Annotated in this window: 24 protein-coding genes; 15 read left to right on the top strand and 9 right to left on the bottom strand. The window is 67.4% G+C overall.

The annotated features are described in order from the left end of the window. Window positions 1-5 precede the first annotated feature (5 nt). Entirely contained in the window at window positions 6-917 is a 912-nt protein-coding gene (gene hsaC, locus QNM97_RS02380; RefSeq protein ID WP_283821430.1) for an iron-dependent extradiol dioxygenase HsaC, read from the bottom strand. A 65-nt stretch (window positions 918-982) separates the two neighbouring features. Next, window positions 983-2,194 (bottom strand): 3-hydroxy-9,10-secoandrosta-1,3,5(10)-triene-9,17-dione monooxygenase oxygenase subunit, encoded by a 1,212-nt coding sequence (gene hsaA / locus QNM97_RS02375; protein ID WP_283821429.1) that lies wholly within the window; start codon window positions 2,192-2,194, stop codon window positions 983-985. Between the two features lie 236 nt (window positions 2,195-2,430). Between hsaA and QNM97_RS02370 the strand changes: the two genes are divergently transcribed. Together QNM97_RS02370 and QNM97_RS02365 are read left to right on the top strand one after the other, a co-directional pair. Then, the gene (locus QNM97_RS02370) at window positions 2,431-3,645 is read left to right on the top strand and encodes a 3-ketosteroid-9-alpha-monooxygenase, oxygenase component (RefSeq protein WP_283821428.1); all 1,215 of its coding nucleotides are present in this window, start codon (window positions 2,431-2,433) and stop codon (window positions 3,643-3,645) included. A gap of 4 nt (window positions 3,646-3,649) precedes the next feature. Next, window positions 3,650-4,012 (top strand): hypothetical protein, encoded by a 363-nt coding sequence (locus QNM97_RS02365; RefSeq protein WP_283821427.1) that lies wholly within the window; start codon window positions 3,650-3,652, stop codon window positions 4,010-4,012. Here the strand turns inward: QNM97_RS02365 and QNM97_RS02360 are convergent. Both QNM97_RS02360 and QNM97_RS02355 read right to left on the bottom strand, forming a co-directional pair. After that, a complete protein-coding gene (locus tag QNM97_RS02360; protein ID WP_283821426.1) occupies window positions 3,966-4,502 on the bottom strand; it encodes a hypothetical protein in 537 nt (178 codons plus the stop codon). The two genes, QNM97_RS02365 and QNM97_RS02360, sit on opposite strands and share 47 nt — an antisense overlap. Next, window positions 4,499-5,638 carry a TDT family transporter gene (locus tag QNM97_RS02355; RefSeq protein ID WP_283821425.1) on the bottom strand — a complete coding sequence of 380 codons (1,140 nt, stop codon included), beginning with the start codon at window positions 5,636-5,638 and terminating at the stop codon, window positions 4,499-4,501. Before QNM97_RS02355 ends, QNM97_RS02360 begins: the two co-directional genes overlap by 4 nt. Before the next feature lie 99 nt (window positions 5,639-5,737). Between QNM97_RS02355 and QNM97_RS02350 the strand changes: the two genes are divergently transcribed. Continuing rightward, on the top strand, window positions 5,738-6,649 hold the full coding sequence (locus QNM97_RS02350; RefSeq protein WP_283823073.1) for a LysR family transcriptional regulator: 912 nt from the start codon (window positions 5,738-5,740) through the stop codon (window positions 6,647-6,649). 71 nt (window positions 6,650-6,720) lie between these two features. After that, window positions 6,721-7,524, top strand: coding sequence for a VOC family protein (locus tag QNM97_RS02345; RefSeq protein ID WP_283821424.1), 804 nt, complete (start codon window positions 6,721-6,723; stop codon window positions 7,522-7,524). 6 nt (window positions 7,525-7,530) lie between these two features. Here QNM97_RS02345 and dmpG read toward each other — a convergent pair whose 3' ends face one another. Genes dmpG through QNM97_RS02330 form a run of 3 tightly spaced genes read right to left on the bottom strand, consistent with a single transcriptional unit; the run spans window position 7,531 to window position 10,338 of the window. Continuing rightward, window positions 7,531-8,607: a 4-hydroxy-2-oxovalerate aldolase gene (gene dmpG / locus QNM97_RS02340; protein WP_020170128.1), complete on the bottom strand. Its 1,077-nt coding sequence runs from the start codon at window positions 8,605-8,607 to the stop codon at window positions 7,531-7,533. Continuing rightward, window positions 8,604-9,509: an acetaldehyde dehydrogenase (acetylating) gene (locus tag QNM97_RS02335; RefSeq protein WP_283821423.1), complete on the bottom strand. Its 906-nt coding sequence runs from the start codon at window positions 9,507-9,509 to the stop codon at window positions 8,604-8,606. The genes dmpG and QNM97_RS02335 overlap by 4 nt, the downstream gene beginning before the upstream one ends. 40 nt (window positions 9,510-9,549) lie before the next feature. Beyond that, window positions 9,550-10,338 carry a 2-keto-4-pentenoate hydratase gene (locus QNM97_RS02330; protein WP_006369791.1) on the bottom strand — a complete coding sequence of 263 codons (789 nt, stop codon included), beginning with the start codon at window positions 10,336-10,338 and terminating at the stop codon, window positions 9,550-9,552. Window positions 10,339-10,436: 98 nt separating this feature from the next. Here QNM97_RS02330 and QNM97_RS02325 point away from each other — a divergent pair, with 98 nt between their 5' ends. Genes QNM97_RS02325 through chsH3 form a run of 4 tightly spaced genes read left to right on the top strand, consistent with a single transcriptional unit; the run spans window position 10,437 to window position 15,343 of the window. Next, complete coding sequence (locus QNM97_RS02325) at window positions 10,437-11,573, top strand: acyl-CoA dehydrogenase family protein (RefSeq protein ID WP_283821422.1); 1,137 nt, start codon at window positions 10,437-10,439, stop codon at window positions 11,571-11,573. Next, the gene (locus tag QNM97_RS02320; RefSeq protein WP_283821421.1) at window positions 11,570-12,640 is read left to right on the top strand and encodes an acyl-CoA dehydrogenase family protein; all 1,071 of its coding nucleotides are present in this window, start codon (window positions 11,570-11,572) and stop codon (window positions 12,638-12,640) included. The genes QNM97_RS02325 and QNM97_RS02320 overlap by 4 nt, the downstream gene beginning before the upstream one ends. 58 nt (window positions 12,641-12,698) lie before the next feature. After that, entirely contained in the window at window positions 12,699-14,480 is a 1,782-nt protein-coding gene (kstD, locus tag QNM97_RS02315; protein ID WP_283821420.1) for a 3-oxosteroid 1-dehydrogenase, read from the top strand. Between the two features lie 2 nt (window positions 14,481-14,482). After that, the gene (gene chsH3 / locus QNM97_RS02310) at window positions 14,483-15,343 is read left to right on the top strand and encodes an enoyl-CoA hydratase ChsH3 (protein ID WP_283821419.1); all 861 of its coding nucleotides are present in this window, start codon (window positions 14,483-14,485) and stop codon (window positions 15,341-15,343) included. 22 nt (window positions 15,344-15,365) lie between these two features. On the opposite strand, the gene QNM97_RS02305 is transcribed toward chsH3, so the two are convergent. Further along, complete coding sequence (locus tag QNM97_RS02305) at window positions 15,366-15,986, bottom strand: acyl-CoA-like ligand-binding transcription factor (RefSeq protein ID WP_283821418.1); 621 nt, start codon at window positions 15,984-15,986, stop codon at window positions 15,366-15,368. Window positions 15,987-16,115: 129 nt separating this feature from the next. Here QNM97_RS02305 and QNM97_RS02300 point away from each other — a divergent pair, with 129 nt between their 5' ends. The 5 genes from QNM97_RS02300 to QNM97_RS02280 all read left to right on the top strand — a co-directional run bounded on the left by QNM97_RS02300 (window position 16,116) and on the right by QNM97_RS02280 (window position 20,333). Next, a complete protein-coding gene (locus tag QNM97_RS02300; RefSeq protein ID WP_283821417.1) occupies window positions 16,116-16,943 on the top strand; it encodes a mycofactocin-coupled SDR family oxidoreductase in 828 nt (275 codons plus the stop codon). Window positions 16,944-17,003: 60 nt separating this feature from the next. Next, window positions 17,004-17,861 carry a mycofactocin-coupled SDR family oxidoreductase gene (locus QNM97_RS02295; protein ID WP_283821416.1) on the top strand — a complete coding sequence of 286 codons (858 nt, stop codon included), beginning with the start codon at window positions 17,004-17,006 and terminating at the stop codon, window positions 17,859-17,861. After that, the gene (locus tag QNM97_RS02290) at window positions 17,858-18,826 is read left to right on the top strand and encodes an AAA family ATPase (RefSeq protein WP_283821415.1); all 969 of its coding nucleotides are present in this window, start codon (window positions 17,858-17,860) and stop codon (window positions 18,824-18,826) included. Before QNM97_RS02295 ends, QNM97_RS02290 begins: the two co-directional genes overlap by 4 nt. Window positions 18,827-18,850: 24 nt before the next feature. Beyond that, window positions 18,851-19,819 (top strand): vWA domain-containing protein, encoded by a 969-nt coding sequence (locus tag QNM97_RS02285; RefSeq protein WP_283821414.1) that lies wholly within the window; start codon window positions 18,851-18,853, stop codon window positions 19,817-19,819. 85 nt (window positions 19,820-19,904) lie between these two features. Then, window positions 19,905-20,333, top strand: a complete 429-nt coding sequence (locus QNM97_RS02280; RefSeq protein ID WP_006369781.1) for a DUF6918 family protein — start codon at window positions 19,905-19,907, stop codon at window positions 20,331-20,333. A 52-nt stretch (window positions 20,334-20,385) separates the two neighbouring features. Here the strand turns inward: QNM97_RS02280 and QNM97_RS02275 are convergent, their stop codons facing one another. After that, window positions 20,386-20,553 (bottom strand): hypothetical protein, encoded by a 168-nt coding sequence (locus QNM97_RS02275; RefSeq protein WP_231386592.1) that lies wholly within the window; start codon window positions 20,551-20,553, stop codon window positions 20,386-20,388. Between the two features lie 150 nt (window positions 20,554-20,703). Here QNM97_RS02275 and QNM97_RS02270 point away from each other — a divergent pair, with 150 nt between their 5' ends. Together QNM97_RS02270 and QNM97_RS02265 are read left to right on the top strand one after the other, a co-directional pair. Beyond that, a complete protein-coding gene (locus tag QNM97_RS02270; protein WP_283821413.1) occupies window positions 20,704-22,215 on the top strand; it encodes an MFS transporter in 1,512 nt (503 codons plus the stop codon). Window positions 22,216-22,224: 9 nt separating this feature from the next. Continuing rightward, a complete protein-coding gene (locus QNM97_RS02265) occupies window positions 22,225-23,517 on the top strand; it encodes an SLC13 family permease (RefSeq protein ID WP_283821412.1) in 1,293 nt (430 codons plus the stop codon). Window position 23,518: the final 1 nt, after the last annotated feature.

The following is a 23,518-nucleotide window of genomic DNA, read 5'->3' as shown; positions in this document are numbered from 1 at the left end:
CGTCGCTACTGGGAGAATCCGACGGTGAAGTCATGTCCCCACAGGCTGACCGCGGTGCTCTCCCGGGCGATCCAGTCGTCGTCGGCGACGGTTCTTCCCTCACAACCGAATTCGACGTCGAATCCGCCGGGTGTCTTCATGTAGAAGGAGAGCATGAGGTCGTTGACGTGCCGGCCGAGGGTCGCCGACATCTTCACCTTGCGGCGCAGCGCCCGGTCGAGGCACAGCCCCACGTCGTCGGAGTTCTCGACCTCGACCATGAGATGCACGATGCCCGTCGAATTGGGGATCGGCAGGAACGCCAGCGAGTGATGTCGTGGATTGCAGCCGAGGAAGCGCAGCCACGGCACCTCGTCGCCCTCTTCGCGGCCGACGGCCTGCGGTGGCAGTCGCATCGAATCGCGCAGCGAGAAGCCGAGGACGTCGCGGTAGAACTCCAGCGCAGCTTTGTCGTCGTCACAGGTGAGCACCACATGCCCGAGGCCCTGCTCACCGGTGACGAAGCGGTGGCCGTACGGGCTGACGATTCGTCGATGCTGCAGTGCCACACCGTGAAACGCCTCGATGGTGTTGCCGGCCGGGTCGGTGAACACGATCATCTCGACGACCTGCCGCTCGAGCAGTTCGGTGTCCTTGGCCTCGCGATAGACGACGCCGGTCGCCGACAAACGATCTCGGACGTCTTGGAGCGCGGACGCATTGGCGCATTCCCAGCCGGAGGACGCGAGCCGGTCGTGCTCGCCCGGCACGATCACCAGGCGAGCCGGGAAGTCGTCCATCCGCAGGTAGAGCGCGCCGTCGACGGTACCGGCGCCCTCGACCATGCCGAGAACCTTCAGGCCGTACTCGCGCCAGGCGTCGACGTCGGTCGCCTCGATGCGCATGTACCCCAGGGAACGGATGGGACTGTCGGTCATGTGCTGGGTGCTCCTGTCCTCGCGTGTGCTGTCCACCGGATCGGCGTGAATCAGATCGGCGTGGATCAGACCATGGTGTCGCCGACGGGAATTCCGAACTCCCCGTTACCGAATGCGACGTAGGCGCGCTCGGGGTCGTTGGCGGCGTGGACGCGTCCGGCGTGTGCGTCGCGCCAGAACCGCTGGATCGGCGAATCCACGTTCAGCGCACCGGCACCCGAGTTCTCGAAGAGACTGTCGATCGACTCGATCGCGCGGCCGGTGGCGCGCACCTGATCGCGCCGGGCGGCCAGCCGCAACTCCATCGGGATCTCCTCGCCGGCGAGGATGAGGTCGTATTCGGCCTGCAGGTTGCCCGACACCTGACGCCAGGCGGCGTCGATGTCGCTGGCGGCGCCGGCGATCCGGACCTTGGCGAACGGATCGTCCTTGGACTTCTCCCCCGCGTAGGCGGCGCGAACGCGCTTGCCCTGATGTTCGACGTGCGAATGGTAGGCGCCGTAGGCCATTCCTATGATTGGCGTCGAGATCACACTGGGATGAATGGTGCCCCACGGCATCTTGAAGACCGGCGCGGTGTTTCGCTCGAGGCCGGGACTGCGGTATTCGGCCATGGTGCGCATCGACAGCACGCGGTGGGTCGGGACGAAGGCGTCCTTGACCTCGATGGTGTTGGAGCCGGTGCCCTTGAGCCCGACCACATTCCACACGTCCTTGATGGTGTAGTCCGAGCGGGGCAGCAAGAAGCTGACGAAGTCGACGGGCTTGCCGCGCTTGATGACCGGACCACCGACGAAGGTCCAGTCGGCGATCTCGCATCCCGACGAGAACGCCCAGTTGCCGTTGACCTTGTATCCGCCGTCGACGACCTCGCCCATCCCCATCGGGGCGTACGACGAGGAGATGCGGACCGTGGTGTCGTTGCCCCACACGTCCTCCTGCGCCTGCTGGTCGAAGAGCGCGAGATGCCAGTTGTGGATTCCGATGATCCCCGACACCCAGCCGGTGGACCCGCACGCCGTCGACAGGCGCCGAACGGCCTCGTAGAAGGTCACCGGATCGACCTGATAACCGCCCCACTGCTCGGGCTGCACGAGCCGGAAGAAGCCCGCGCTCTCGAGGCTGGAGACCGTCTCGTCGGGAATCCGGCGCAGATCCTCGGTCTGCTGCGCACGCTGCTCGAGTTCGGGCAGCAGCGCATTGATCTTCTCCAGGACCTGCGTCCCGGCCTTGCTGCGCTGGCTCGGATCGCTCTCTCGTGCTGGCATCTCACCCATCCCTGTTCTCTTCACTGTGTGTCTTCTCGTGTGCTCGTCCCCCCACCAGCACCAGTGTGACGCGTACCGATTCCAAGACTAGAACACGTTCTCATTTATGTCGAGTACTGGGACTTTGTGCCCATTTCCTGCCCGTATCCGGGTTCATCGGCCTCGGCCCACTGCTATTTTTGTAACATGTTCTAGTATCGGCTGTACGCGATTCGCATGCAGCGCCACGATGGGAGAGATCGCCAATGGCTGTGAGCACAGGCACCCCGAACGCAACCTCGGCCGCCGACGCGGCCGATCCGGGCGTGCGGGAGATCGACACCGGTACCCCGCCGACCCGCTTCGCCCGCGGATGGCACTGCCTGGGCCTGGTGGGCGAGTTCGCCGACGGCAAGCCGCACTCGGTGCAGATCTTCGGCACCAAGCTCGTCGTCTGGACCGACACGTCGGGCCACATCCAGGTGCTCGACGCCTACTGCCGACACATGGGTGGCGATCTGTCACAGGGCAGCATCAAGGGCGACAACGTCGCCTGCCCGTTCCACGGCTGGCTGTGGAAGGGCAACGGACGCTGCGCCGGTGTTCCCTACGCCAAGCGCAACCCGAAGCTCGCCAAGACCCGGGCGTGGCCGACCATGGTTCGCAACGGGCAGGTGTTCGTCTACAACGACCCGGAAGGCAATCCTCCCCCGGAGGAAATCATCATCCCGGAGCTGTCGGAGGTCGACAGCGACGAGTGGACCGCGTGGACGTGGAATCGGATCGTCATCGAGGGTTCCAACTGCCGCGAGATCATCGACAACGTCGTCGACATGGCGCACTTCTTCTACGTGCACTTCGCACTCCCCGACTACTTCAAGAACGTCTTCGAGGGTGAGACCGCCACACAATACATGAATTCCCATGGGCGCCCAGACATCTCGTTGGGCACCGCCTACGGCGACACCCGCCTGGAGTCGATCGCGGCCTATTACGGGCCCTCGTACATGCTGAATCCGATGGTGCAGTACTACGGCGGCTACGCCATCGAGACCATCCTCACCAACTGCCACTACCCCATCGACGCCAATTCATTCGTCCTCATGTACGGCGTGATGGCCAAGATCCCCGAGGGCCTCTCACCCGAACAGGCCGACAAGATGGCCCAGAAGATCACCGCGGGCATCGAGGTCGGATTCCTGCAGGACGTCGAGATCTGGAAGCACAAGACACGCATCGACAATCCACTCCTCGTCGAGGAGGACGGACCGGTCTATCAGCTGCGTCGCTGGTACGAGCAGTTCTACGTCGACAAGGCCGAGGTCACCGACGAGATGACCCAACGCTTCGAGTACGAGATCGACACCACCAAGGCCGTCGAGAGCTGGAACATCGAAGTGCAGGAGAACATTCGGCGCCGCGAGGAACTCGAAGCGCAACAGGCCGACTCGGCCGCCGAGACGGCCGAGTCGCGGGTCTGAACCGATGACCCGCGCGGGCTGGGCAAAGGCTCCCGACCACACCGACGACCCGCAACTCCTCGCCCGGGTTCACGAGGCCACCGCCCGCGACCGCGACCACTACCTGCGCGGCGGTATGACGGAGATCGAATGCCGGTCCTGCCACGCCTGTGTGATGGTCAAGAAGACCAGTCCGCACCACACCAGCGTGCAGTGGAACCCCAGCGCCCGGGCGCGCTGCGACGAGCTCGAGGAGATCCGGCTGATCGGCGGCAACCCGGCGATGATGCGGACGTGTCCGCGACTCTCGGCGAGTATCGATCACGGTGTCGCCGAGGGGATCATCCCGGCGCAGTCTCCCGAATCCGACCCCGACGGATACTGGTGAGCGGTGCGAGCACCACGCTCAGCACCGCGAGGATCAGGGTGGCGATCACGCCCCATGCCGGCGACAACAGCGGGCCCGGCGCGTCGATGGCATCGTTGACCGCAGCGTCGAACAGGTGCCCCGCCGGGTCGGCGATCACCATCGCGGCCACGACGATCGTCGCCACCCCCGCCGCCACAATCACCGCCGACACGGCAAGCACACCGATGGGGTTGCGGCGAAACGGCTTCCACCAACCCAGCAGCGCCGCCAGGGCGATGACGATGCCGAACACAAGAGTGAGCAACGCCGGCCGTTCGGTGTGGGCGGAGAAGGCCGCCTCGACGTCGGCGGTCGCGGCCGCTCGGGCGCTGACCCCACCGAGCCCGCTCACCTGAAGTTGGGCCCCCTGATCGGAGGCACCCCAGCTCGCTTGCGCGCAGCCCACGATCGCCAGGCCAACGACCACCAACGCCGGCCACAGGAACGGCCGAATCCTTTCGAGGCTCACCGTCCCAGCGTGCCACGCGCTCCTGCGGGGGCGATGAGCAAGGCACCGTCGACGATCCCGGCGACGGTACGGGTCGCGACGATCCCCCAGGCCAGGAGCAGGGCGACGAACCCGACACCTGCGACCACCGCGAACATCGTGTGCCCGGTGGTCGCCGCCAATGCCGACGACCCGGTCACGAAGGTGCCCAGCGGAAAGGTGAACGACCACCAGGTCAGACCGAACGGCAGACCGCGGCGCACCGACCGCACGGTGATGACGGTGGCGACGACGATCCAGATCACCGCCGCGGCCCACACCGTGAGCGCGTAGTCGTGGGCGAGGGCGCCGAGGACTCCGGCGGTGGCCGTTCCGGTCACCCCGGTCGCGACGTGCGCGAGCAGACACGCCGCGGTCACCGATTGTCCGAGCGGTCCGAGGACGATCCACCACGTCGGTGCCAGTCCGGCGGGGCCCGTTCCGCGCGTCATCAGGGAACCGATCACCGAGACCGCGATCGGCGCGGCGAGGACCAGTGAGAACACGAAGGCCGCGACCCCGATGACCAGCAGCGCGCGGCGTGCACTCGGATCGTCGAACGCCCCGGCGAGCACCGCGGCCGCCGATGCCGACACCATCGGCGGGACCACCGACATCAGCCAACCCCCGAACGGTTCCGGCCGGTTCGATTCCGGCCGATTCGGTCCTCCGGGGTCGCCCGCTCGGCCGAGGAGGTGGCGGGCCGGAATCAACAGTGCCGTCGCGACTCCGCCGAGCGTGCCGAGGGTGAAGCACACGATGTCGACGGCAAGCGCGGCGCTCGGCCCGATCACGTGGACGCCGGCCACCAGGGTCGACGTGCCGACGGTCAGCGTCGCCATCGGCACGGCACCGTAAAAGTGCGCGATCACCGGGTGCCGCAGGTGGGCGCGTGCGGCGTCGCGATGGCGACGCCAGTGCATGACGGTCGCGGCGATCACCCCGATGTAGACGAGGCACGCGAGCAGCCAGAACACGATCGACAGCGCGCTCAGCAGTGTGCCGTGGCCCAGCCCGTGCGCTGCGATCGGCAGAATGCCGGTGCCCATCACCGTCGCGAACCAATTCGGCGGCACGTGGGCGAAGTGGGTCCGGACCGGTGGTTCGCGCAACGTCATGCACCTACGGTCGCCGATCGACGTCTTGGCAGGTAGACGACAATTCCCTGCAACAGTTACAACGGATGGTTGTAACCTGGGAGGGTGTTGAGCCCGCGCATGCCCGACCTGCCCTCGCTGGAGACACTGCTCGCGGTGGTCACCACCGGCAGCCTCAATGCCGCCGCGGGTGAGTTGGGGATCACCCAGCAGGCCGTATCGGCGCGGATGCGGGCGTTGGAGGCCACGCTCGGCATCTCACTGCTGACCCGGTCCCCCACCGGCACCGCACCCACCGAGGCCGGAATCCTGGTGTCGGAGTGGGCCGATCGGCTTCTCGGCCTGGCCTCGGAGTTCGACGCCGGGCTCGCCGCACTACGTCGCGAACGACGCGACGAACTGCGTCTGGCTGCCAGTCTGACGGTCGCCGAACATCTCCTTCCGCAATGGTTGGTGTCGTTCGGGCAGAGCGTCGAGCACGCACCCAAGGTGTCGTTCACCGCGACGAACTCCGAGCACGCCTGCGAATTGGTCCGGGCCGGCGACGTCGAACTCGGCTTCGTCGAGGGCCCGCAGGTGGCCCCCGGGGTACGCAGTCGCGTCGTCGCCCACGACACCCTGGTGCTCGTCGTACCGCCCGAGCATCCGTGGGCGCGTCGGCGCACGGCGGTGAGCTCCGAGGAGTTGGCCCGCACCCCGCTGGTGACCCGCGAATCCGGTTCCGGGACAAGACTCTTCCTGGACACCATGCTGGCCGGAGCCCACGAGCCCGACGTGGCCCGCGCGCAACCGGTGCTCGAATTGTCGACGACCGCGGCGGTGCGCTCGGCGGTCATCGCCGGCGCCGGACCGGCGGTCGTGTCCGATCTGTCCGTACGCGACGACCTCGGTCGTCGGCTGATCGCCGTGCCGGTGTCCGGGCTCGATCTGCGACGCGCCCTGCGAGCAGTGTGGATCGGCGGCGACGAACCGCGCGCCGGTGCGGCACGCGACTTCCTCACGCACGTCACGAGATCGGCAGGTCGGCCGTGACACCGATGAGTTTCGACGAGGATGGAGGTCTCACCCTTGTCACCAATCGTCACCGGAAACAGGAGTTCACCATGACCGCATATTCCGCCCCCGTGGGCGCACCGATCTGGTTCGACCTGATGAGCAGCGAGCCGGCGAAGGCCGCCGAGTTCTATCAGGGCCTGTTCGGCTGGGAGGTCGAGGGCCCACCGCGCGAGGAGTTCGGCGGCTACCAGAACTTCACCCTGCACGGCAAACGCGTCGCCGGGCTCAGTCCGTACATGGCCGAAGGTGGTGGCCCGGCCAACATCTGGTCGCTCTACCTGCGTACCGATGACCCGAAGACCACCGTCAAGAACGTCGAGGCCGCGGGTGGTTCGATCATGGTGCCGCCCATGGCAGTCGGCGAGGAGGGCACCATGATGGTCACCGTCGACAACGCCGGAGCCGTCATCGGGTTCTGGAAGCCCAACCAGCATCATGGTTTCACCGAGTGGGGTGTGCACGGAGCGCCCTACTGGTTCGAACTCGCCACCCGCGACTACCCGGCCTCGCTCGCGTTCTACACCGAGACCGTTGGCGCCCGCGCCGACACCGTCATCGACAACACCGGTCAGGAGGTCGCCCCCGGCGGGCCGCTGCGCTACTCGCAACTGTTCTTCGGGGAGACCGCCTACGCCGGCGTCATGGACTCCACCGGACTGTTCGGCGACGCCCCGTCGTTCTGGCAGATCTACATCTGCGTCGACGACGTCGCCGCGACCGTCGCACAGGCAGCCGATCTCGGCGGCGAGATCGTCATGCCCGGCGAGGACACCCCGTACGGCACCCTCGCCGTCATCAACGACCCGTTCGGCGCGATGATCTGCCTCGGCCATCCGCCGGCCGGGATGTAGGCCGCGCTACACACCGGCGTTGGCGTCGGCCTTCTTCTTGAGTTCGAGCGCGATGTCGATGAGTTGGTCTTCCTGGCCGCCGACGAGTTTGCGGTTGCCTGCCTCGATGAGGATCTCCGCGGCGGAGACGCCGTAGCGTTCGGCGTGACCCTCGGCGTGCTTGAGAAACGAGCTGTAGCAGCCCGCGTAGCCCATCATCATCGCCGATCGGTCGACCAGGCACTCCGAGGGCATCGCCGGGCGCACCACGTCCTGCGCCGCGTCGGCGATCTTCATGAAGTCCACGCCGGTGGTGATGCCGAGTTTGTCGCACACCCCGACGAACGCCTCGGTGGGCGTGTTCCCGGCGCCGGCTCCGAAGCGCCGGATGGACCCGTCGATCTGCTGGGCTCCGGCGCGCACCGCGTTGATCGAATTGGCCACGGCGATATCGAGATTCTCGTGCCCGTGGAAACCGACCTGCGCGTCGTCGCCGAGTTCGGCGACGAGCGCCTGCACCCGGACGGTGACATCCTCGAGCACCAGCGCGCCTGCCGAGTCGACGACGTAGACGCACTGACAGCCCGCGTCGGCCATGATCCGCGCCTGGGCGGCAAGCACTTCCGGTGGCTGACTGTGGCTCATCATCAGGAAGCCGACGGTCTCGAGCCCGAGTTCGCGGGCCAGTCCGAAGTGCTGGATCGACACGTCGGCCTCGGTGCAGTGCGTGGCGATGCGGCAGATCTGGCCACCGTTGTCCTGCGCGGCCCGGATGTCGTCCTTGGTACCGAGACCCGGCAGCATCAGGAACGCGATCTTCGCCCGCTTGGCCGTCTCGGCTGCCGCGGAGATCAGCTGCTGTTCAGGGGTTTTGGAGAAGCCGTAGTTGAACGACGATCCGCCGAGACCGTCACCGTGGGTGACCTCGATGACCGGCACACCCGCGTCGTCGAGGGCACCGACGATCGCCCGTACCTCGTCGGTGGTGAACTGGTGGCGCTTGTGATGACTTCCGTCGCGCAATGAGGAATCGGTGATGCGGATGTCGAGATCCGCGGAGTACTTGCGGGCGTTGGCCATCAGGTCCGTCGTCGGTGTGCTCATGCCGAAACTCCCAACTTCTGCTTCGCGATTTCCTCGCCGACCTTGGTCGCCGCGGCGGTCATGATGTCGAGGTTGCCGGCGTACGGCGGCAAGAAGTCCCCGGCGCCCTCGACCTCGACGAAGATCGAGACGCGGGCGTGGCCGCCGTTGAGCACACTCGGCGGATCGAACTGTGGGTCCTGCAGCAGTCGATAGCCGGGCACGTAGGCTTGGATCTCTTTTTCCCGCTTGTGGATCGACGCGGCGATGGCATCGGTGTCGGCGTCGTCGGGGATGGCGCAGAAGATGGTGTCGCGCATGATCATCGGCGGATCGGCCGGATTGAGGATGATGATCGCCTTGCCGCGGGCGGCACCACCGATCGTCTCGATTCCCTTCGACGTGGTCCGGGTGAACTCGTCGATGTTGGCCCTCGTCCCCGGACCTGCCGACACCGACGCGACCGATGCGACGATCTCGGCGTAGGGCACCGGCACCACCGACGACACCGCGTGGACCATCGGGATCGTCGCCTGCCCACCGCAGGTGATCATGTTGGTGTTCGGCGCGTCGAGATGCTCGCGCAGATTGGCCGGCGGCACCACCGCCGGACCCACCGCCGCCGGCGTCAGGTCGACCGCGGTGATACCCGCCTGCTCATAGCGCGGCGCATACTCGCGGTGCACATAGGCCGACGTCGCCTCGAAGATCAGGTCCGGTTTCTCCGACGACGCGAGCAACTCGTCGGCGCCGCCACTCATCGTGATGAGCCCGTGGTCGGCGGCCCGCTTCATGCCCTCCGAGTCGGCGTCGATCCCGACCATCCATCGGGGAGCGATCACCTCGCATCGTTCCAGCTTGTACATCAGGTCGGTACCGATGTTGCCCGACCCGATGATCGCCGCGGTCAGCTTGGCTGCCACCTGCGCCTCCTCTGAGAGTGTTGTCGAAAACTGTTGTTGGTCAGGTGAAATCGAGGGTGACGCTGCCGAGTCCGGCGAACTCGGCGACGACGTGATCACCCGGTCCGACGTCGAACGCCCGTGTCGCGGTGCCCGGCAGGATCACATCCCCCTTGCGTAGTCGCACCCCGAAAGACTCCACCTTGCGCGCCAGCCAGCTCACCGCATTCAACGGATGGCCCAGCACCGCAGAGGAATTGCCCTTCGCGACGACCTCGCCGTTGCGGTGCAACACCGCGTCGATGTCACCGGTGTCGATGTCGGTGATCGCCACTCGCTCGGTGCCGAGAATCCACCCGCACGACGACGCGTTGTCAGCGATGGTGTCGCACAACGTGATCTGCCAATCGGTGATCCGCGAATCGATCAACTCGATCGATGGCACCACCCACTCGACGGCATCGATCACGTCGTCGTTGGTGCAACCCGCACCGGGCAGATCCTTGCCCAGGATGAACCCCACCTCCACCTCCACCCGCGGGAAGCACAGCGTCGCGGTGTCGATCGGGGTGGCCTCGTGGTACTGCATCTCGTCGAGCAGATGCCCGTAGTCGGGCTCGTCGACGTTCATCATCTTCTGCATGGCCTCCGACGCCAGCCCGACCTTGTGCCCGGCGACCTTCGCACCGGCGTCGAGACGCTTGCGAATGTTGATCAACTGGATCTCGTACGCGTCGACGACATCGAGTTCCGGATGGGCATCGGTCGGTCGGCCGATCGCCGTCGCGGTCCGCTCCGCGGTCCACAGATCAGCGGCGATCCGCTCGCGGATTGCCTGGTCAACCGCCATGAGAGCCTCACTTCCGGGGAATGAACGTGTTCTAGTTTAGAACATGTTCCAGGTTTCTGGGAGGATCCCTCGGTCCGGCCCGGTGCTACCGTTCGACCGTGGGCACCGACCAGGCGGGTATCGACACGCTGCGCCACGAGGTGCGTGAGTTCCTGACCGCAGAACTCGATGCCGGCACCTTCGTCCCAGGGTGCGACAGCTGGATGAGCGGATTCGACCCGGCGTTCAGTGCCCGCCTCGGCCGGCACGGCTGGCTGGGCATGACGATGCCCGAGCAGTACGGTGGCCGCGGCCGCAGCGCAGTCGAACGATTCATCATCACCGAAGAACTCCTCGCCGCCGGGGCACCGGTCGCGGCGCACTGGATCGCCGACCGGCAGATGGCGCCGGGCATACTCGCCCACGGCACCGAACGCCAGCGGCAACGCTACCTCCCCGGAATATGCTCGGGTACAACTTATTTCGCAATCGGCATGAGTGAGCCCGACGCCGGCTCCGACCTCGCCTCGGTACGCACCCGCGCGGTGCGCACCGACGACGGGTCGTGGCGGATCAGCGGCACCAAGGTGTGGACCACCGGAGCGCACGTCGCGCACGCGATGGTGTTGTTGGCCCGCACCGACGGCACACCCGACGACCGTCAGACCGGACTGTCCCAGCTGATCGTCGATCTCCCCCACCCCGACATCGAGATCCGCCCGTTGCGCAGCATCGACGGCGGCGCCCACTTCAACGAGGTGATCTTCCACGACGCGAACGTCGGCACCGGGGCACTACTCGGCGAACGCGGCGCGGGATGGAAACAAGTGATGAGCGAGTTGGCTTGTGAACGCTCCGGACCGGAGCGATACCTGTCGACGATGCCGCTGTTGCGGGCGTGGGCCGGCGAGTTGCGCAGAGCCGGAGCGTCCGACGAGCAGCGGATCACGCTCGGAACGCTGACCGCCCGTGCGTGGGCGTTGCGCCGGATGTCGTTGCAGGTGGCCGCCGAACTCGCCGACGGCGGCGCACCCGATGTGTTGGCCGCGATGGTCAAGGACATCGGCTCGCAGTTCGAGGGTGACGTCGTCGAGGCCATCCGATCCTCCTCGGACACCGTGGCGCGGGTCAGCGATGCGAACCCCTTCGCCACCCTGCTGGCGACCGCGATGCTGCACACTCCCGCCTTCACACTTCGCGGCGGCACCAACGAGATCCTGCGTGGAATCGTGGCCAGAGGAATGGGATTGCGGTGATCGGCGACGCCCAGCTGCATGCGGCGGTGACCGCGGTGATCGAGCGCGTCGGCCCAGACACCACGAGGCCGGCCACCACGATCGACACCGGGGTCTGGGCGGCGCTGACCGATGCGGGGTTCACCGGCGTCGGCATCGACGAGGCTCTCGGTGGCTCCGGCGGCGAGTTCACCGATGCGCTCACCGTGGTGTCGGCGGCAGCGGCGAGCGGCGCACTCACCCCACACATCGAGCACACCGTCCTGGCCGCCTGGTTGGCCGCACGCGCGGGACTCGACCTCGGCGGGCGCACCGCGACACTCGCCCTGGGCGGCGAGAGCACCTCCGTGCGCTCCACCGACGAGGGATGGGCGCTCGACGGGTTGCTGCCCGGCGTCGTACACGCCTGCGACGCCGACGTTCTCGTCGTGCACGTCGCCTCTTCGGTGGCACTGGTCTCCCGAACCGCACCCGGCCTGACGCTCTACCACGGCACCGATCTGCTCGGGGCGTCCGTCGACGACGTGGCTCTCGACGCCGTCGTCGTCGAACGGCTCACCGACTCTCCGGTCGACTCGGCGGAACTGCGCCTGCGCGGCGCGCTGGCCTATGCGGTGGCCATGTCCGCCTGCGCGGACACCATCGTCGAGACCACGGTGCGCCACGCATCGCAACGCACCCAGTTCGGCCGACCGCTGTCCAAGTTCCAGGCCATCCAGCAACGTCTGGCGTCGATGGCAGCGCTCACCGCGCAGGCCCGTGCCGCGGTGGAGCACGCCGTCGAGATGGCCGGGAACCCCGATCACGCCGGCACCACCGCCGCGGCCAAGATCGTCGTCGCGTCGACCGCGCGGGAGGTCGCCGCCGCAGCGCATCAGATTCACGGCGCGATCGGATTCACCTCGGAGCATCATCTCGGCCGATTCACCATGGCGCTGCTGGCCTGGCGGGACCGACACGGCGACGAGAAGTACTGGTCACGGGCACTTGCCGAACGTGCGTTGGACGACGGGATCGACCCGTGGGAACTCGTCGTCGACGCCGACCACGCCCCGCCGAGCGCGACCCCTGGCGCCGCGAATCTGTAACGTGTTCTACTTTTAGATGAGAACACGTTACACCCGCGGCGCACGAAGGGACCGATTCATGGCCGGCGCGACCGAACCAGCAGGACAGCAGGCATCCACTCCCCCCGCAGGCCGCCCGGAGGCGGACGATACCTACGACGTCATCGTCGTCGGCGCCGGTGCCGCGGGCCTGAGTGCCGCCATCACCGCGGCCGCGCAGGGCCTGCGGACGGTGATCATCGAGAAGTCGGCGTACTGGGGCGGTTCCACCTCGCGCTCGGGCGGCGGCGTCTGGATTCCGGGCAATCCGGTGCTCAAGCGCGACGGGGTGCGCGACGACCAGGAGACGGCCCGGCAGTACGTCCACGCGATCATCGGTGAGCACGCGCCCGCGGAGAAGATCGACGCCTACATCGACCGCGGCCCCGAGGCGTTGGAGTTCCTGATGGCCCATGCTCCCCTCGACCTCGAATGGGTGAAGAACTATTCCGACTACTACCCCGAGGCCCCCGGCGGACGCCTCGGCGGACGCAGCGTCGAACCGCGGCCCTTCGACGCCCGGGCCCTCGGCGATGACCTGTCGACCCTGCATCCGCAGTACACCAAGGCGCCGCTCAACATGGTTGTGCTGCAATCGGATTACCGCTGGCTCAACACGGGCCTACGGCACTGGCGCGGACCGGTGCGGATGGGCAAGGTCGGCGCCCGGTTCTTCTGGGCCCGCAGCCGCGGCAAGAAACTCATCGCGATGGGCGCCGCACTGGCCGCCGAGCTGCTGCTCGGGGTCCGCAAAGCCGGCGTGCCGCTGCGCCTGTCGACCGGTCTGGTCGACCTGATCACCGAGAACGACCGGGTGGTCGGGGTGATCGCCGAACACGAAGGCACGCGTATCCGCCTGCACGCGCAGCGCGGTGTCATCCTCGCGTGCGGCGGCTTCGAGCACAACGCCGAGATGCGCAAGAAGTATCAGCGCGAACCCATCGGATCGGAGTGGACCACCGGTGCACCGACCAACACCGGCGACGGCATCAACGCGGGCGTCAAGATCGGCGCCGCGGTGTCGCTGATGGACGACTCGTGGTGGGGCCCGACCATCCCGTTGCCGCGCGGACCGTGGTTCGCACTGTCCGAGCGCGCCGTCCCGGGCACCTTCATGATCAACGAACGCGGACAACGCTTCATGAACGAGTCGCTGCCGTATGTCGAAGCGGTGCACCAGATGTACGGTGGCGACTTCGGACAGGGCGAGGGCCCCGGCGAGAACGTCCCGTCGTGGCTCATCTTCGACCAGCGCTGCCGCAACCGGTACCTGTTCGCCGGCATCAATGCGCGCCAACCCCTTCCGAAGAAGTGGTTCGAGTCCGGAGTGGTCGTCAAGGCCGACTCCGTCGAAGCCTTGGCCGAGAAGATCGGGGTTCCCGCGGAGGCATTGCGCGCCACCACCGATCGGTTCAACGGCTTCGCGCGCAGCGGCACCGACGAGGACTTCGGGCGTGGGCGCAGCGGCTACGACCACTACTACGGCGACATCACCAACAAGCCCAATCCGAGTCTCGGGGTGGTCGACAAGGCGCCGTTCTACGCGGTGAAGATGGTGCCCGGCGATCTGGGCACCAAGGGCGGCATCGACACCGACGCGCACGCCCGGGCGTTGCGCGCGGACGGTTCGGTCATCGACGGGCTCTACGCGGCCGGCAACACCTCGGCACCGGTGATGGGCCACACCTACGCCGGCCCAGGGGCCACCATCGGACCCGCGATGGTCTTCGGCTACCTCGCCGCACTCGACTGCGCCGAACACCCCGCCGTCCGAATCCCGGATACCGCAACGACATCGGCGTCCGCCGGCGAGGAGAACTGACCATGCCGATCGACCTGTCCGTGGCACTGGGCGCCGAGCTACCCGAGGTCGGCTTCGAATGGTCGGCCTCCGACGTCGCGCTCTATCACCTGGCCGTCGGTGCGGCCGCCGACCCGATGGACCGCGCGGGTCTGACCTACGTCGACGACGCCGCCCCGAAGGTGTTGCCCTCCTTCGCTACCGTGGCGGCGTCCTTCCATGCCACCGAGGCGCCGAAGGTCTCGTTCCCCGGTGTCGACATCGACCTGGCCAAGGTGGTCCACGGCAGCCAGCAGGTCACCGCGCACCGCCCGATCCCCGCGTCGGGCAACGCCACCACCCGGACCACGATCGCCGAGATCCAGGACAAGGGATCGGCTGCGGTGATCCTCCAGGAATCGGTCACCGTCGACGACGCCGGCACACCGCTGTGGACGGCGCGCTCGTCCATCTTCGCCAAGGGCGAGGGCGGTTTCGGCGGCGACCGCGGCAACTCCGCCAAGCTCGACTACCCCGATCGGGCACCCGATCAGCGCCTGTCGGTACCGACGCTGCCCAACCAGGCGCTGCTCTATCGCCTGTGCGGTGACCGCAACCCGCTGCACTCCGATCCCGAATTCGCCTCTCGTGCAGGGTTTCCCCGACCGATCTTGCACGGGCTCTGCACGTACGGGACAGTATGCCGAGCCGTCGTCGACGCACTCCTCGACGGCGACGTGACCTCTGTGGCCGACTACTCGGCCACCTTCGCCGGCGTGGTGTTCCCGGGCGAGACCATCGACGTCGACGTGTGGGATGAGGGCCGGTCGCTACTGGTCGCGGCGAGCGTCGCCGACCGCGACGGCGCACCCGCGCTGAAGAACGTGGTCATCGAGAAGCGCTGACGGCCACTGCCGCGGTGCCCGGTCAGGGGCGTCGAGGCACCATCAGCGCGAACATCGGGGCCAGGCTCGCCCGGAGACCACGACCCGGATTCGCGATCCACTGCTCATGCCCGGCGGCCGACGCGGCCACCATGGAGTGGGCGACTGCGGTCGGATAGATCGCAGTCGCCGACATCTCGCTCCGATCGCCGACGAACTCGGCGATCACCGCGCGCCACTGGCGATAGACCTCGCTGGCGCGAGCCTGCACGGCGGGCACCTCGAGGATCAATTGCGCTCGCCCGCGGGCCCATTCGTCCTCATGACGCCCGTGATCGACGACCGAGATGAACGCCTCGACCACGATGTCGATCGGGTCGGTCTCCGAATCCGACGCCGCGAGCAGACGACGGAACTCGTCGAGTTCCTTGTCGGATTCGACCCACACCACGTCGGCCTTGGTCGGGAAGTACCGGAAGAAGGTGCGCCGGCTGACGCCGACCGCGGCAGCGATGTCCTCGACGCTCGTCTCGTCGAATCCGTCGCGGAGAAACAAGCGTTGTGCGGCCGCCGCGAGTTCGTGGGCACTCGTGCTGGCGGGCCGTCCCCCGCGATCGACCTCGCCCGAGGTGTCCGCGACGCTCCGCTCTGCGCTGGATGCCATCCGCCCATCGTCCCACCGACCGATGTCAGCGTGGGGACCTTCGTCCCTCTGGCGTTGTGACACCCTGTGACATATCCTCGGGATGCGACGTGGATCACACGAGTTCGTCGAGGGAAGCAGGTCATCATCATGGGCACACTCGAAGGCAAGGTCGCCTTCATCACCGGAGCAGCACGCGGCCAAGGGCGTAGTCACGCACTGCGTCTGGCGCAAGAGGGCGCCGACATCATCGCCGTCGACATCACCGAACAGGTCGACACCGTCCCCTACGCAACGGCACGTCCCGGCGATCTCGAGGAGACCGTGCGTGCGGTCGAGGCGCTCGACCGTCGCATCATCGCCTCCGAGGTGGACGTGCGGGATCTCGCCGGCCTGACCAAGGCCGCGCAGGACGGGGTCGCCGCCCTCGGCCGGCTCGACATCGTCCTCGCCAACGCCGGGATCTCCACCATGGCCCCCACCCTCGAGATGGAGGAGCAGACGTGGCAGACCATGATCGACATCAACCTGACCGGCGTGTGGAAGACCGTGCGCGCGGCGGTGCCGCACATCGTCGCCGGTGGGCGCGGCGGTGCAGTGGTCCTGACCAGTTCGCTCGCGGCCATCACCACCAATGAGAACATCGCCCACTACACCGCCGCCAAGTACGGTTTGATCGGACTGATGCGCGTACTGGCGAAAGAGCTGGGGCCGCAGAGCATTCGGGTGAACACCGTGCATCCCACCACGGTCGCGACCGACATGATCCTCAACGAGCCCACCTACAAACTGTTCCGACCGGATCTCGAGGAACCGACCCGGGCCGATTTCGAAGAGGCAGCCTCGCAGATGAACCGGCTACCGGTGTCGATGGTCGAACCCATCGACATCTCCAACGCAATCCTCTATCTCGTCTCCGACGCCGGACGCTACGTCACCGGAACCACACAGGTCATCGACGCCGGCGGAGCGCTGTAAACCTCTCCCATCCCCACGGCAAAGACCCAAAGACACAGACCCAACGACAAAGGAGTTGACATGGGACTATTGGACGGCAAGACCGCACTCATCACCGGCGGCGCCCGCGGGCAGGGCCGCGCCCACGCGGTGACCTCGGCACGCGAGGGCGCCGACGTGATCCTGCTCGACATCACCTCGCAGGCCCTCGGATCGGTCGACTACCCGCTCGCAACCGCCGACGACATGGCCGAGACCGTGCGTCAGGTCGAGGCACTCGACCGTCGCGCGTTGACCTTCGACGCCGACGTTCGTGATCAGGGCCAGCTCGACGCGGCAGTCGCCGCGGGCATCGCGGAGTTCGGGAAGATCGACATCCTCATCGCCAACGCCGGCATCTGGACCCGGGCACCGTTCTGGGAGATGACCGAACAGATGTGGTCGGACATGATGGACGTCAACCTGACCGGGGTCTGGAAATCGGCAAAGGCCGTGGCACCACACATGATCGAGCGTCAGTCCGGTTCGATCGTCATCACCTCCTCGGTGAACGGACTCGAACCGGGCATGAACTACGCCCACTATGTCTCGACCAAACACGGCGTGATCGGGTTGATGAAGAACATCGCGCTCGAACTCGCCCCGTACGGAATCCGCTGCAATTCCATCAATCCCGGTGCGATCCTGACGCCCATGACCAACCAGCAAGGCGCGTGGGACATGTTCGCCGGGCACGAAGGCGGCACTCCCGACGACCTCATCGCGGGTGGCTACAGCTTCCACGCACTCAAGGGCACCTCGTTCATGCCGCCGGAGGTCATCGCGAACACGGCGCTGTACCTGAATTCCGATCTGGCGGCCACCGTCACCGGCGTCACCATTCCGGTCGACGCCGGGCACATGCTGCTGACCGGCGTGAACACGGATCCGGTGACGTGACGGGGACCATTCCGACGGGATCCAGCCCGACGACGGACCGCAGCGATGTCGCTGCGGTCCGTTCGGCCGTCGCGACCGAGATCGTCGGGCGCAACCGCGAATTGGATCTCGTCCTCGCCGCGGTCGCCGCCGGACGCGACATGATCCTCGAGGGCCCGCCGGGTACCTCCAAGAGCACCCTGCTGCGGGCGATCACCGCACACTGGGGCATTCCCCTGATCCTGGTCGAGGGCAATGCCGATCTCACGCCCAGTCACCTTGTCGGCCACCACAATCCCGCCCGCGTCCTCAAAGAGGACTACCGCCCCGACAATTTCGTCGATGGGCCTCTGCTACAGGCGATGCGTAGCGGCGGGTTCCTCTACGTCGAGGAATTCAACCGCGCGCCCGAGGACACCGTCGACACACTGCTGACCGCGATGGCCGAACGGGTCATCACCGTGCCACGGGTGGGAACCATCGTCGCCGCCGACAGTTTCCGGATCGTCGCATCGATGAATCCGTACGACAACGTGGGCACCACACGCCTGTCGACCTCGGTGCACGATCGGATGTGCCGACTCGTGGTGGACTATCAGGACGACGCTGCCGAACGCGAGATCGTCCGGCGCCGAACCGGATCGGGGTCGGATCGGATCGTCAACGACTCGGTGGCACTGACCCGGGCCACCCGGATCCGTGACGACATCCGCCAGGGCAGCAGCGTGCGCGGAGCGATCGACCTCGCGCTCATCACCGCACAGTTGTGCGCGATGCGCGGGGTTCCTGTGCCCGCCGACGGCGCCGTGCCACCTCCGCGCGACCTGCCGACCGACTACACCGCCACCGTCCTCGATGCGATGATGGTGGCGCTGTCGGGTCGAATCCATCTCGACGACACCGCCTTCACCACTCCGGAGGGCGTCCTGACCGAGATCTGGCAGGACCATTTCGTCCTCGACCCCGCGGCGGCCGAGCCCGGTTGAAGAGCGATCGCCGCCGAGTCGCCGTTGACCCGCCGCCGCGGTGCCCGGCACACCCACCCGCGCACACTCGCACCGCTGCGTCGTAAACCGAAGCACCTCGACACCGAGCCCGATCTCCTCGTGCCGGGCGCCGGCGGCGCGGGCTGGGTTCTCCTCGGCCGACGTGATCGCCGCCCGCCCGGGGCACCTGGCACGCCGGGCTCGACCCAACCGGGAATGACCTCGGAGACAGGCGAACTCGACACTGCCGCCCACCCGGCCGCACATGACGACGAAGCCCGCAGGCGGGCACATCAGATCGCCTGGAAACTCGCATTGACCGAGGTCGTCCGATCCCCACGTGCCCCGCGGTCGGCCACCGGAACCCTGCGGACCGGTCGGTGGCGTGGCGATTCCGACGAGATCGATCTCGATGTGACACTCGAGGCGATCGCGGCGAATCCGCTGCCGACCGATGACGACATCGCGGTGCGCCGGCGCATCCGGCGCAGGCGGTCGGTGGTGATCGTCGTCGACATCTCCGGATCGGCCCGCGGAGAACAGGTCCGCACCGCGGCGGCCACCGTCGGCGCGCTGACCGGTGAACTCTCCCGAGATGCCGTGTCGGTCATCGCCTTCTGGTCCGATGCCGCCGTGATCTCCCGGCTCGGCGATCCGGTCGACCCCGACCGGGTCATCGACGCACTGCTCACGCTGCCCACCCAGGGGCTGACCAATCTGAGCTTCGCGTTGAGCACCGCGGCCGACCAACTCCGTGGGGTACCCGCTGCGGACTCCCGCGTGCTGCTGCTCAGCGACTGCGTGCACAACGCCGGCCCGGACCCGCGGGAGATCCCGGGAACCCTGAACCGGCTCGACGTCCTCGTCGACGTCTCCGGCGAACACGACCTCGAGTTGGCGGCCGACCTGGCGCTCCTCGGCCACGGCCGCTGCCTTCCGATCCGGGATCATCGCGGCGTGGCGCCGGCGCTGCGCACCATCTTCGAGAACTGACCGATCCGTCTATTCTGCTCAGGGGGCGCCGGTCGCGCCGGCCGCGCCCGTCCTTCGTCGAAACCGTCCCTTGAGGAGAATCTTGATGAGCGATTCGCTGCAGTCCCTGCTCGGTCCGAACCGTCCGGCCGTCGTCGACGATCTGGTGGGGGTGATCGACTCGCAGGTCGCAGCCCAGAAGGGGCTCGGCGGTGCGACCGTCAAGGCTGCATACGGTGCCGTCGGCAAGGTCAAGCCCGACATCGTGAAGAAGGCGACCAACCTGATGCTCCCCGAATTCGTCGCCGCCCTGCAGCCGTTCTGGGATTCCAAGCCCGCGGGCACACCGTTCGGTGCGCATCTGGCCAGTGACCCCGACACCGCGTCGGAGGCCCTGCTCGCGGTGACCGACGCCCAGGTGGAATCCGCCAAGGCGCCGCTGGCCAAGGCCTACGGCACGCTGCGCGGCAAAGCCAAGGGCTATGTGTCCGAGGCACTTCCCGCCGTCGGCGACGTGATCGAGAAGCACGCGTGACCCGCGGCCGCGGCTCGCTCACCCGGTCGCACCCGGGTGGGCGTCGCGGCCCTCAGGCGGCGCTGGTGACGACGAGTACCAGCGCGCACACGACGGCGATGAGCGCCGCCAGCATCACCAGCACCCGCCAGACGTGCAGGCGTGCGGTCGGCGTGTCGGTGGATCGTGAAGAGGCGACCGGTGCGGCCATGATCTCCCACTTTCGGTTGTCCGAGGCCACGACCACAGTGGCGATCTGCAACCCCGGGTTTGTTACTCCAGTGATCAATGTGTCACAGGTTGCCTGTGGTGTCGCGATTTGCGCCCCGCGTGTCGGCTGGATCACACTCTTGGATTCGTTTTCTGCAGCACTCCGGGGAGGGAGGGCCGGATGAATCGGCTCAGGGCGCTCGATCTGCGCTCGGTGTGGCTGATCGCGATCGCCTGTGCGGCGGTCAGCATGGTGGTCGCCGCCATGGCCGCACTGAACACCGCGCTCGCCGACATCGCCATCGACCTCGGCGCCGACACCGGCCAGATGACCTGGATCGCCGACGGCTACACCCTCGCCCTCGCCGCGCTGCTGCTGCCCGCCGGCGCGATCGGCGACCGCTTCGGCCGCCGCGAGATGTTGATCGTCGGTCTGGCCATCTTCGCGGTCGGGTCGCTGACGGCGATCTGGGCCACCGATCCGACGCAGTTGATCATCACCCGCTGCGTCGCCGGCGTGGGCGCGGCATTCATCATGCCGACGACGTTGTCGCTCATCACCTCCGGCGTGCCGGCCGACAAACGCAGCATCGGCATCAGTATCTGGGCCGCGGTCGCCGGCGCCGGCGCGATCGCCGGATTCTTCGTCTCCGGCATCCTGCTGGAATTCTTCTCGTGGCATTCGATTTTCGTCACCTTCGCCGCGTCGGCGGTGCTGACGGCACTGGTGTGCCTGACGATCGGCACCTCCAAGGACTCTCATCCACGACCCTTCGACTACGCCGGATCGGCCGTGTCGATCCTCGCGGTCACCGGCATCGTGTTCGGGCTCCTCGAGGCCCCACACCGCGGTTGGGATGATGCGCTGGTCCTTCTCACCCTGATCGGCGGCGTACTCCTCGTCGCAGTGTTCTGCCTGATCGAATTGCGCGGCACCCGGCAACTCCTCGATGTCCGCCTGTTCACCAATCGCGCGTTCGGCGCCGGTGCGTTGTCGGTGGCGCTGCAGTTCTTCGCCTCCTTCGGCGCCTTCTACCTTCTGCTGCAACGCCTGCAGCTGGTGTTCGACTTCTCGCCACTGCGCTCGGCCTTCGCCCTCATGCCGATGGTACTGGGTGTGAGCATCTTTGCGCTGCTGGGCAATTGGCTCGCGGTGCGGTTTCACTCACTGCGCTTCGTGTTGGGCAGTGGGCTGCTCATCGCCGGCATCGGGCTGATCCTGTTGGGGGTCATCGACTACGACGCCTACTGGATGATGGCGTGGATGCTCGCGATCTGCGCGATCGGTATCGGTCTGGCGACCGCCCCGTCGACGACCGCGATCATGTCCAACACGCCGCTGGAGAATCAGGGTGTCGGCTCCGCGGTCAACGACACGGCACGCGAGATCGGCGCCGCCATCGGCATCGCCCTGGCCGGCAGTCTGCTCGCCGCCGGATACGCACACCGCATCGGCCCGACCGCCGACCTCGTCCGTGCCGAGCCCGCTGCCGCCGACCACATCACCCGCTCACTGGCCGAGGCAAAAGAAGTCGCGGCGCGGCTGCCCGGTGACCTCGGCGCCCGCGTCCTGCACGGCGCGCAGGACGCCTTCGTCGTCCCGATGAACCAGGGGTGTCTGGTGCTGGGCATCGTCCTCGTCGTCGGGTCCGTGGTGACCACGATCCTCGCGCCGCGACGAGTGGTTGCGTAGGCTCTCGACGTGCTCGACGTCCACAGTCCACTGGGCACCGCCGTGGCCGTGCTCGCCCTGATCGCCGTCATCGGGATCGCGGTGTCCGCACAACGCCTTTCGCCGGCGATCGTCGCGGTTCCGGCCGCGGTGCTGTTGACCCTGCTCGGCGTCGTGTCGTGGTCACAGGTGCGCGACGAACTCGGGTTCATCGGGCCGACCATCGGTTTCCTCGCCGCCATGCTGGTCGTCGCCGAGGTGTGCGCACGCACCGGGGTCTTCGCCTGGGTGGGTCAGTTGCTCGCGGACTGGAGCCGCGGATCGCCCACGCACCTACTCGGCCTGGTGTTCGTCGCCGCGGCGCTCACCACGGCGGTGCTGTCGATCGACACCACGATCGTGCTGTTGACCCCGGTGGCAGTGGCCACCGCGCGGCGGATCGGCGCCCGGGTGACCCCGGTCGGCACGGCGACCGCACATCTGGCCAACAGTGCCTCGACGCTGTTGCCGGTGTCGAATCTGACCAATCTGCTGGCCTTTTCGGCGACCGGGCTCGGCTTTCTCTCCTTCGCCGGACTGATGGCGGCGCCATGGGTGGTCGCGATCGTCGTCGAATACGTCATCTTCCGGATCTTCTTCGCCGGTGAACTGCGGACCACCGCACCGCAGACCACCCGCACTCCGGCGGAGCCGCCCAGCGGCACACCGGAGAGCGCCACCCGGCGCCCGGCGCCGGTCGTCACCCTGATCCTGCTGGGTCTGCTGCTGTGCGGCTTCATCGTCGCCGAGCCGTTGGGAATTCCCTTGGCCGCGATCGCCGGCGTCGGGGCGGCGGTGATGCTCATCGTTCCGATGCGCAAGGCGCCCGTGGTCACCGCGGTTCGTGCGCTGCGCGCGGTGAACATCCCGTTCCTCGCGTTCGTCGCCGCGCTGGGTATCATCATCCTGCCCATCCGGCTCGGACCGATCGGCGAGGCGATCACCCATCTCATCCCGGGCGGCAACTCGCTGTGGGCACTCCTGGCGGTGGCTGCGCTGGCGGCGGTCGCGGCCAACGTGCTCAACAATCTCCCGGCGACGTTGCTCCTGCTGCCGATGGTCGCCCATGATCACGGCTTGGCGCTGGCCATGCTGCTCGGCGTCAACATCGGCCCCAATCTCGCCTACTTCGGTTCGTTGGCAAACCTGTTGTGGCGCGACGTGATGCGCCGCCACACCATCGCGCCGCCGACGCGACGCTACGTGCTGCTGGGCACGCTCACCGTTCCGCCGACCCTCGTCGCCGCGGTCGTCGCGCTCTGGGTCGGCCTACAGGTGATGTGAC

The organism is Gordonia sp. L191 (assembly GCF_030077625.1).
GTDB classification, from domain to species: domain Bacteria; phylum Actinomycetota; class Actinomycetes; order Mycobacteriales; family Mycobacteriaceae; genus Gordonia; species Gordonia polyisoprenivorans_A.
This window is presented reverse-complemented; position numbering and strand designations above follow the sequence as displayed.

Bases quoted from the DNA above. Each gene is read 5' to 3' on its own strand.
- QNM97_RS02350 (WP_283823073.1), top strand. From the start codon at position 5,738: ATGCCCGACCTGCCCTCGCTGGAGACACTGCTCGCGGTGGTCACCACC.
- QNM97_RS02370 (WP_283821428.1), top strand. From the start codon at position 2,431: ATGGCTGTGAGCACAGGCACCCCGAACGCAACCTCGGCCGCCGACGCG.
- QNM97_RS02330 (WP_006369791.1), bottom strand. From the start codon at position 10,338: ATGGCGGTTGACCAGGCAATCCGCGAGCGGATCGCCGCTGATCTGTGG.
- hsaA (WP_283821429.1), bottom strand. From the start codon at position 2,194: ATGGGTGAGATGCCAGCACGAGAGAGCGATCCGAGCCAGCGCAGCAAG.
- QNM97_RS02295 (WP_283821416.1), top strand. From the start codon at position 17,004: ATGGGACTATTGGACGGCAAGACCGCACTCATCACCGGCGGCGCCCGC.
- QNM97_RS02305 (WP_283821418.1), bottom strand. From the start codon at position 15,986: ATGGCATCCAGCGCAGAGCGGAGCGTCGCGGACACCTCGGGCGAGGTC.
- QNM97_RS02365 (WP_283821427.1), top strand. From the start codon at position 3,650: ATGACCCGCGCGGGCTGGGCAAAGGCTCCCGACCACACCGACGACCCG.
- hsaC (WP_283821430.1), bottom strand. From the start codon at position 917: ATGACCGACAGTCCCATCCGTTCCCTGGGGTACATGCGCATCGAGGCG.
- dmpG (WP_020170128.1), bottom strand. From the start codon at position 8,607: ATGAGCACACCGACGACGGACCTGATGGCCAACGCCCGCAAGTACTCC.
- QNM97_RS02280 (WP_006369781.1), top strand. From the start codon at position 19,905: ATGAGCGATTCGCTGCAGTCCCTGCTCGGTCCGAACCGTCCGGCCGTC.
- QNM97_RS02270 (WP_283821413.1), top strand. From the start codon at position 20,704: ATGAATCGGCTCAGGGCGCTCGATCTGCGCTCGGTGTGGCTGATCGCG.
- QNM97_RS02345 (WP_283821424.1), top strand. From the start codon at position 6,721: ATGACCGCATATTCCGCCCCCGTGGGCGCACCGATCTGGTTCGACCTG.
- QNM97_RS02300 (WP_283821417.1), top strand. From the start codon at position 16,116: ATGGGCACACTCGAAGGCAAGGTCGCCTTCATCACCGGAGCAGCACGC.
- chsH3 (WP_283821419.1), top strand. From the start codon at position 14,483: ATGCCGATCGACCTGTCCGTGGCACTGGGCGCCGAGCTACCCGAGGTC.
- kstD (WP_283821420.1), top strand. From the start codon at position 12,699: ATGGCCGGCGCGACCGAACCAGCAGGACAGCAGGCATCCACTCCCCCC.
- QNM97_RS02355 (WP_283821425.1), bottom strand. From the start codon at position 5,638: ATGACGTTGCGCGAACCACCGGTCCGGACCCACTTCGCCCACGTGCCG.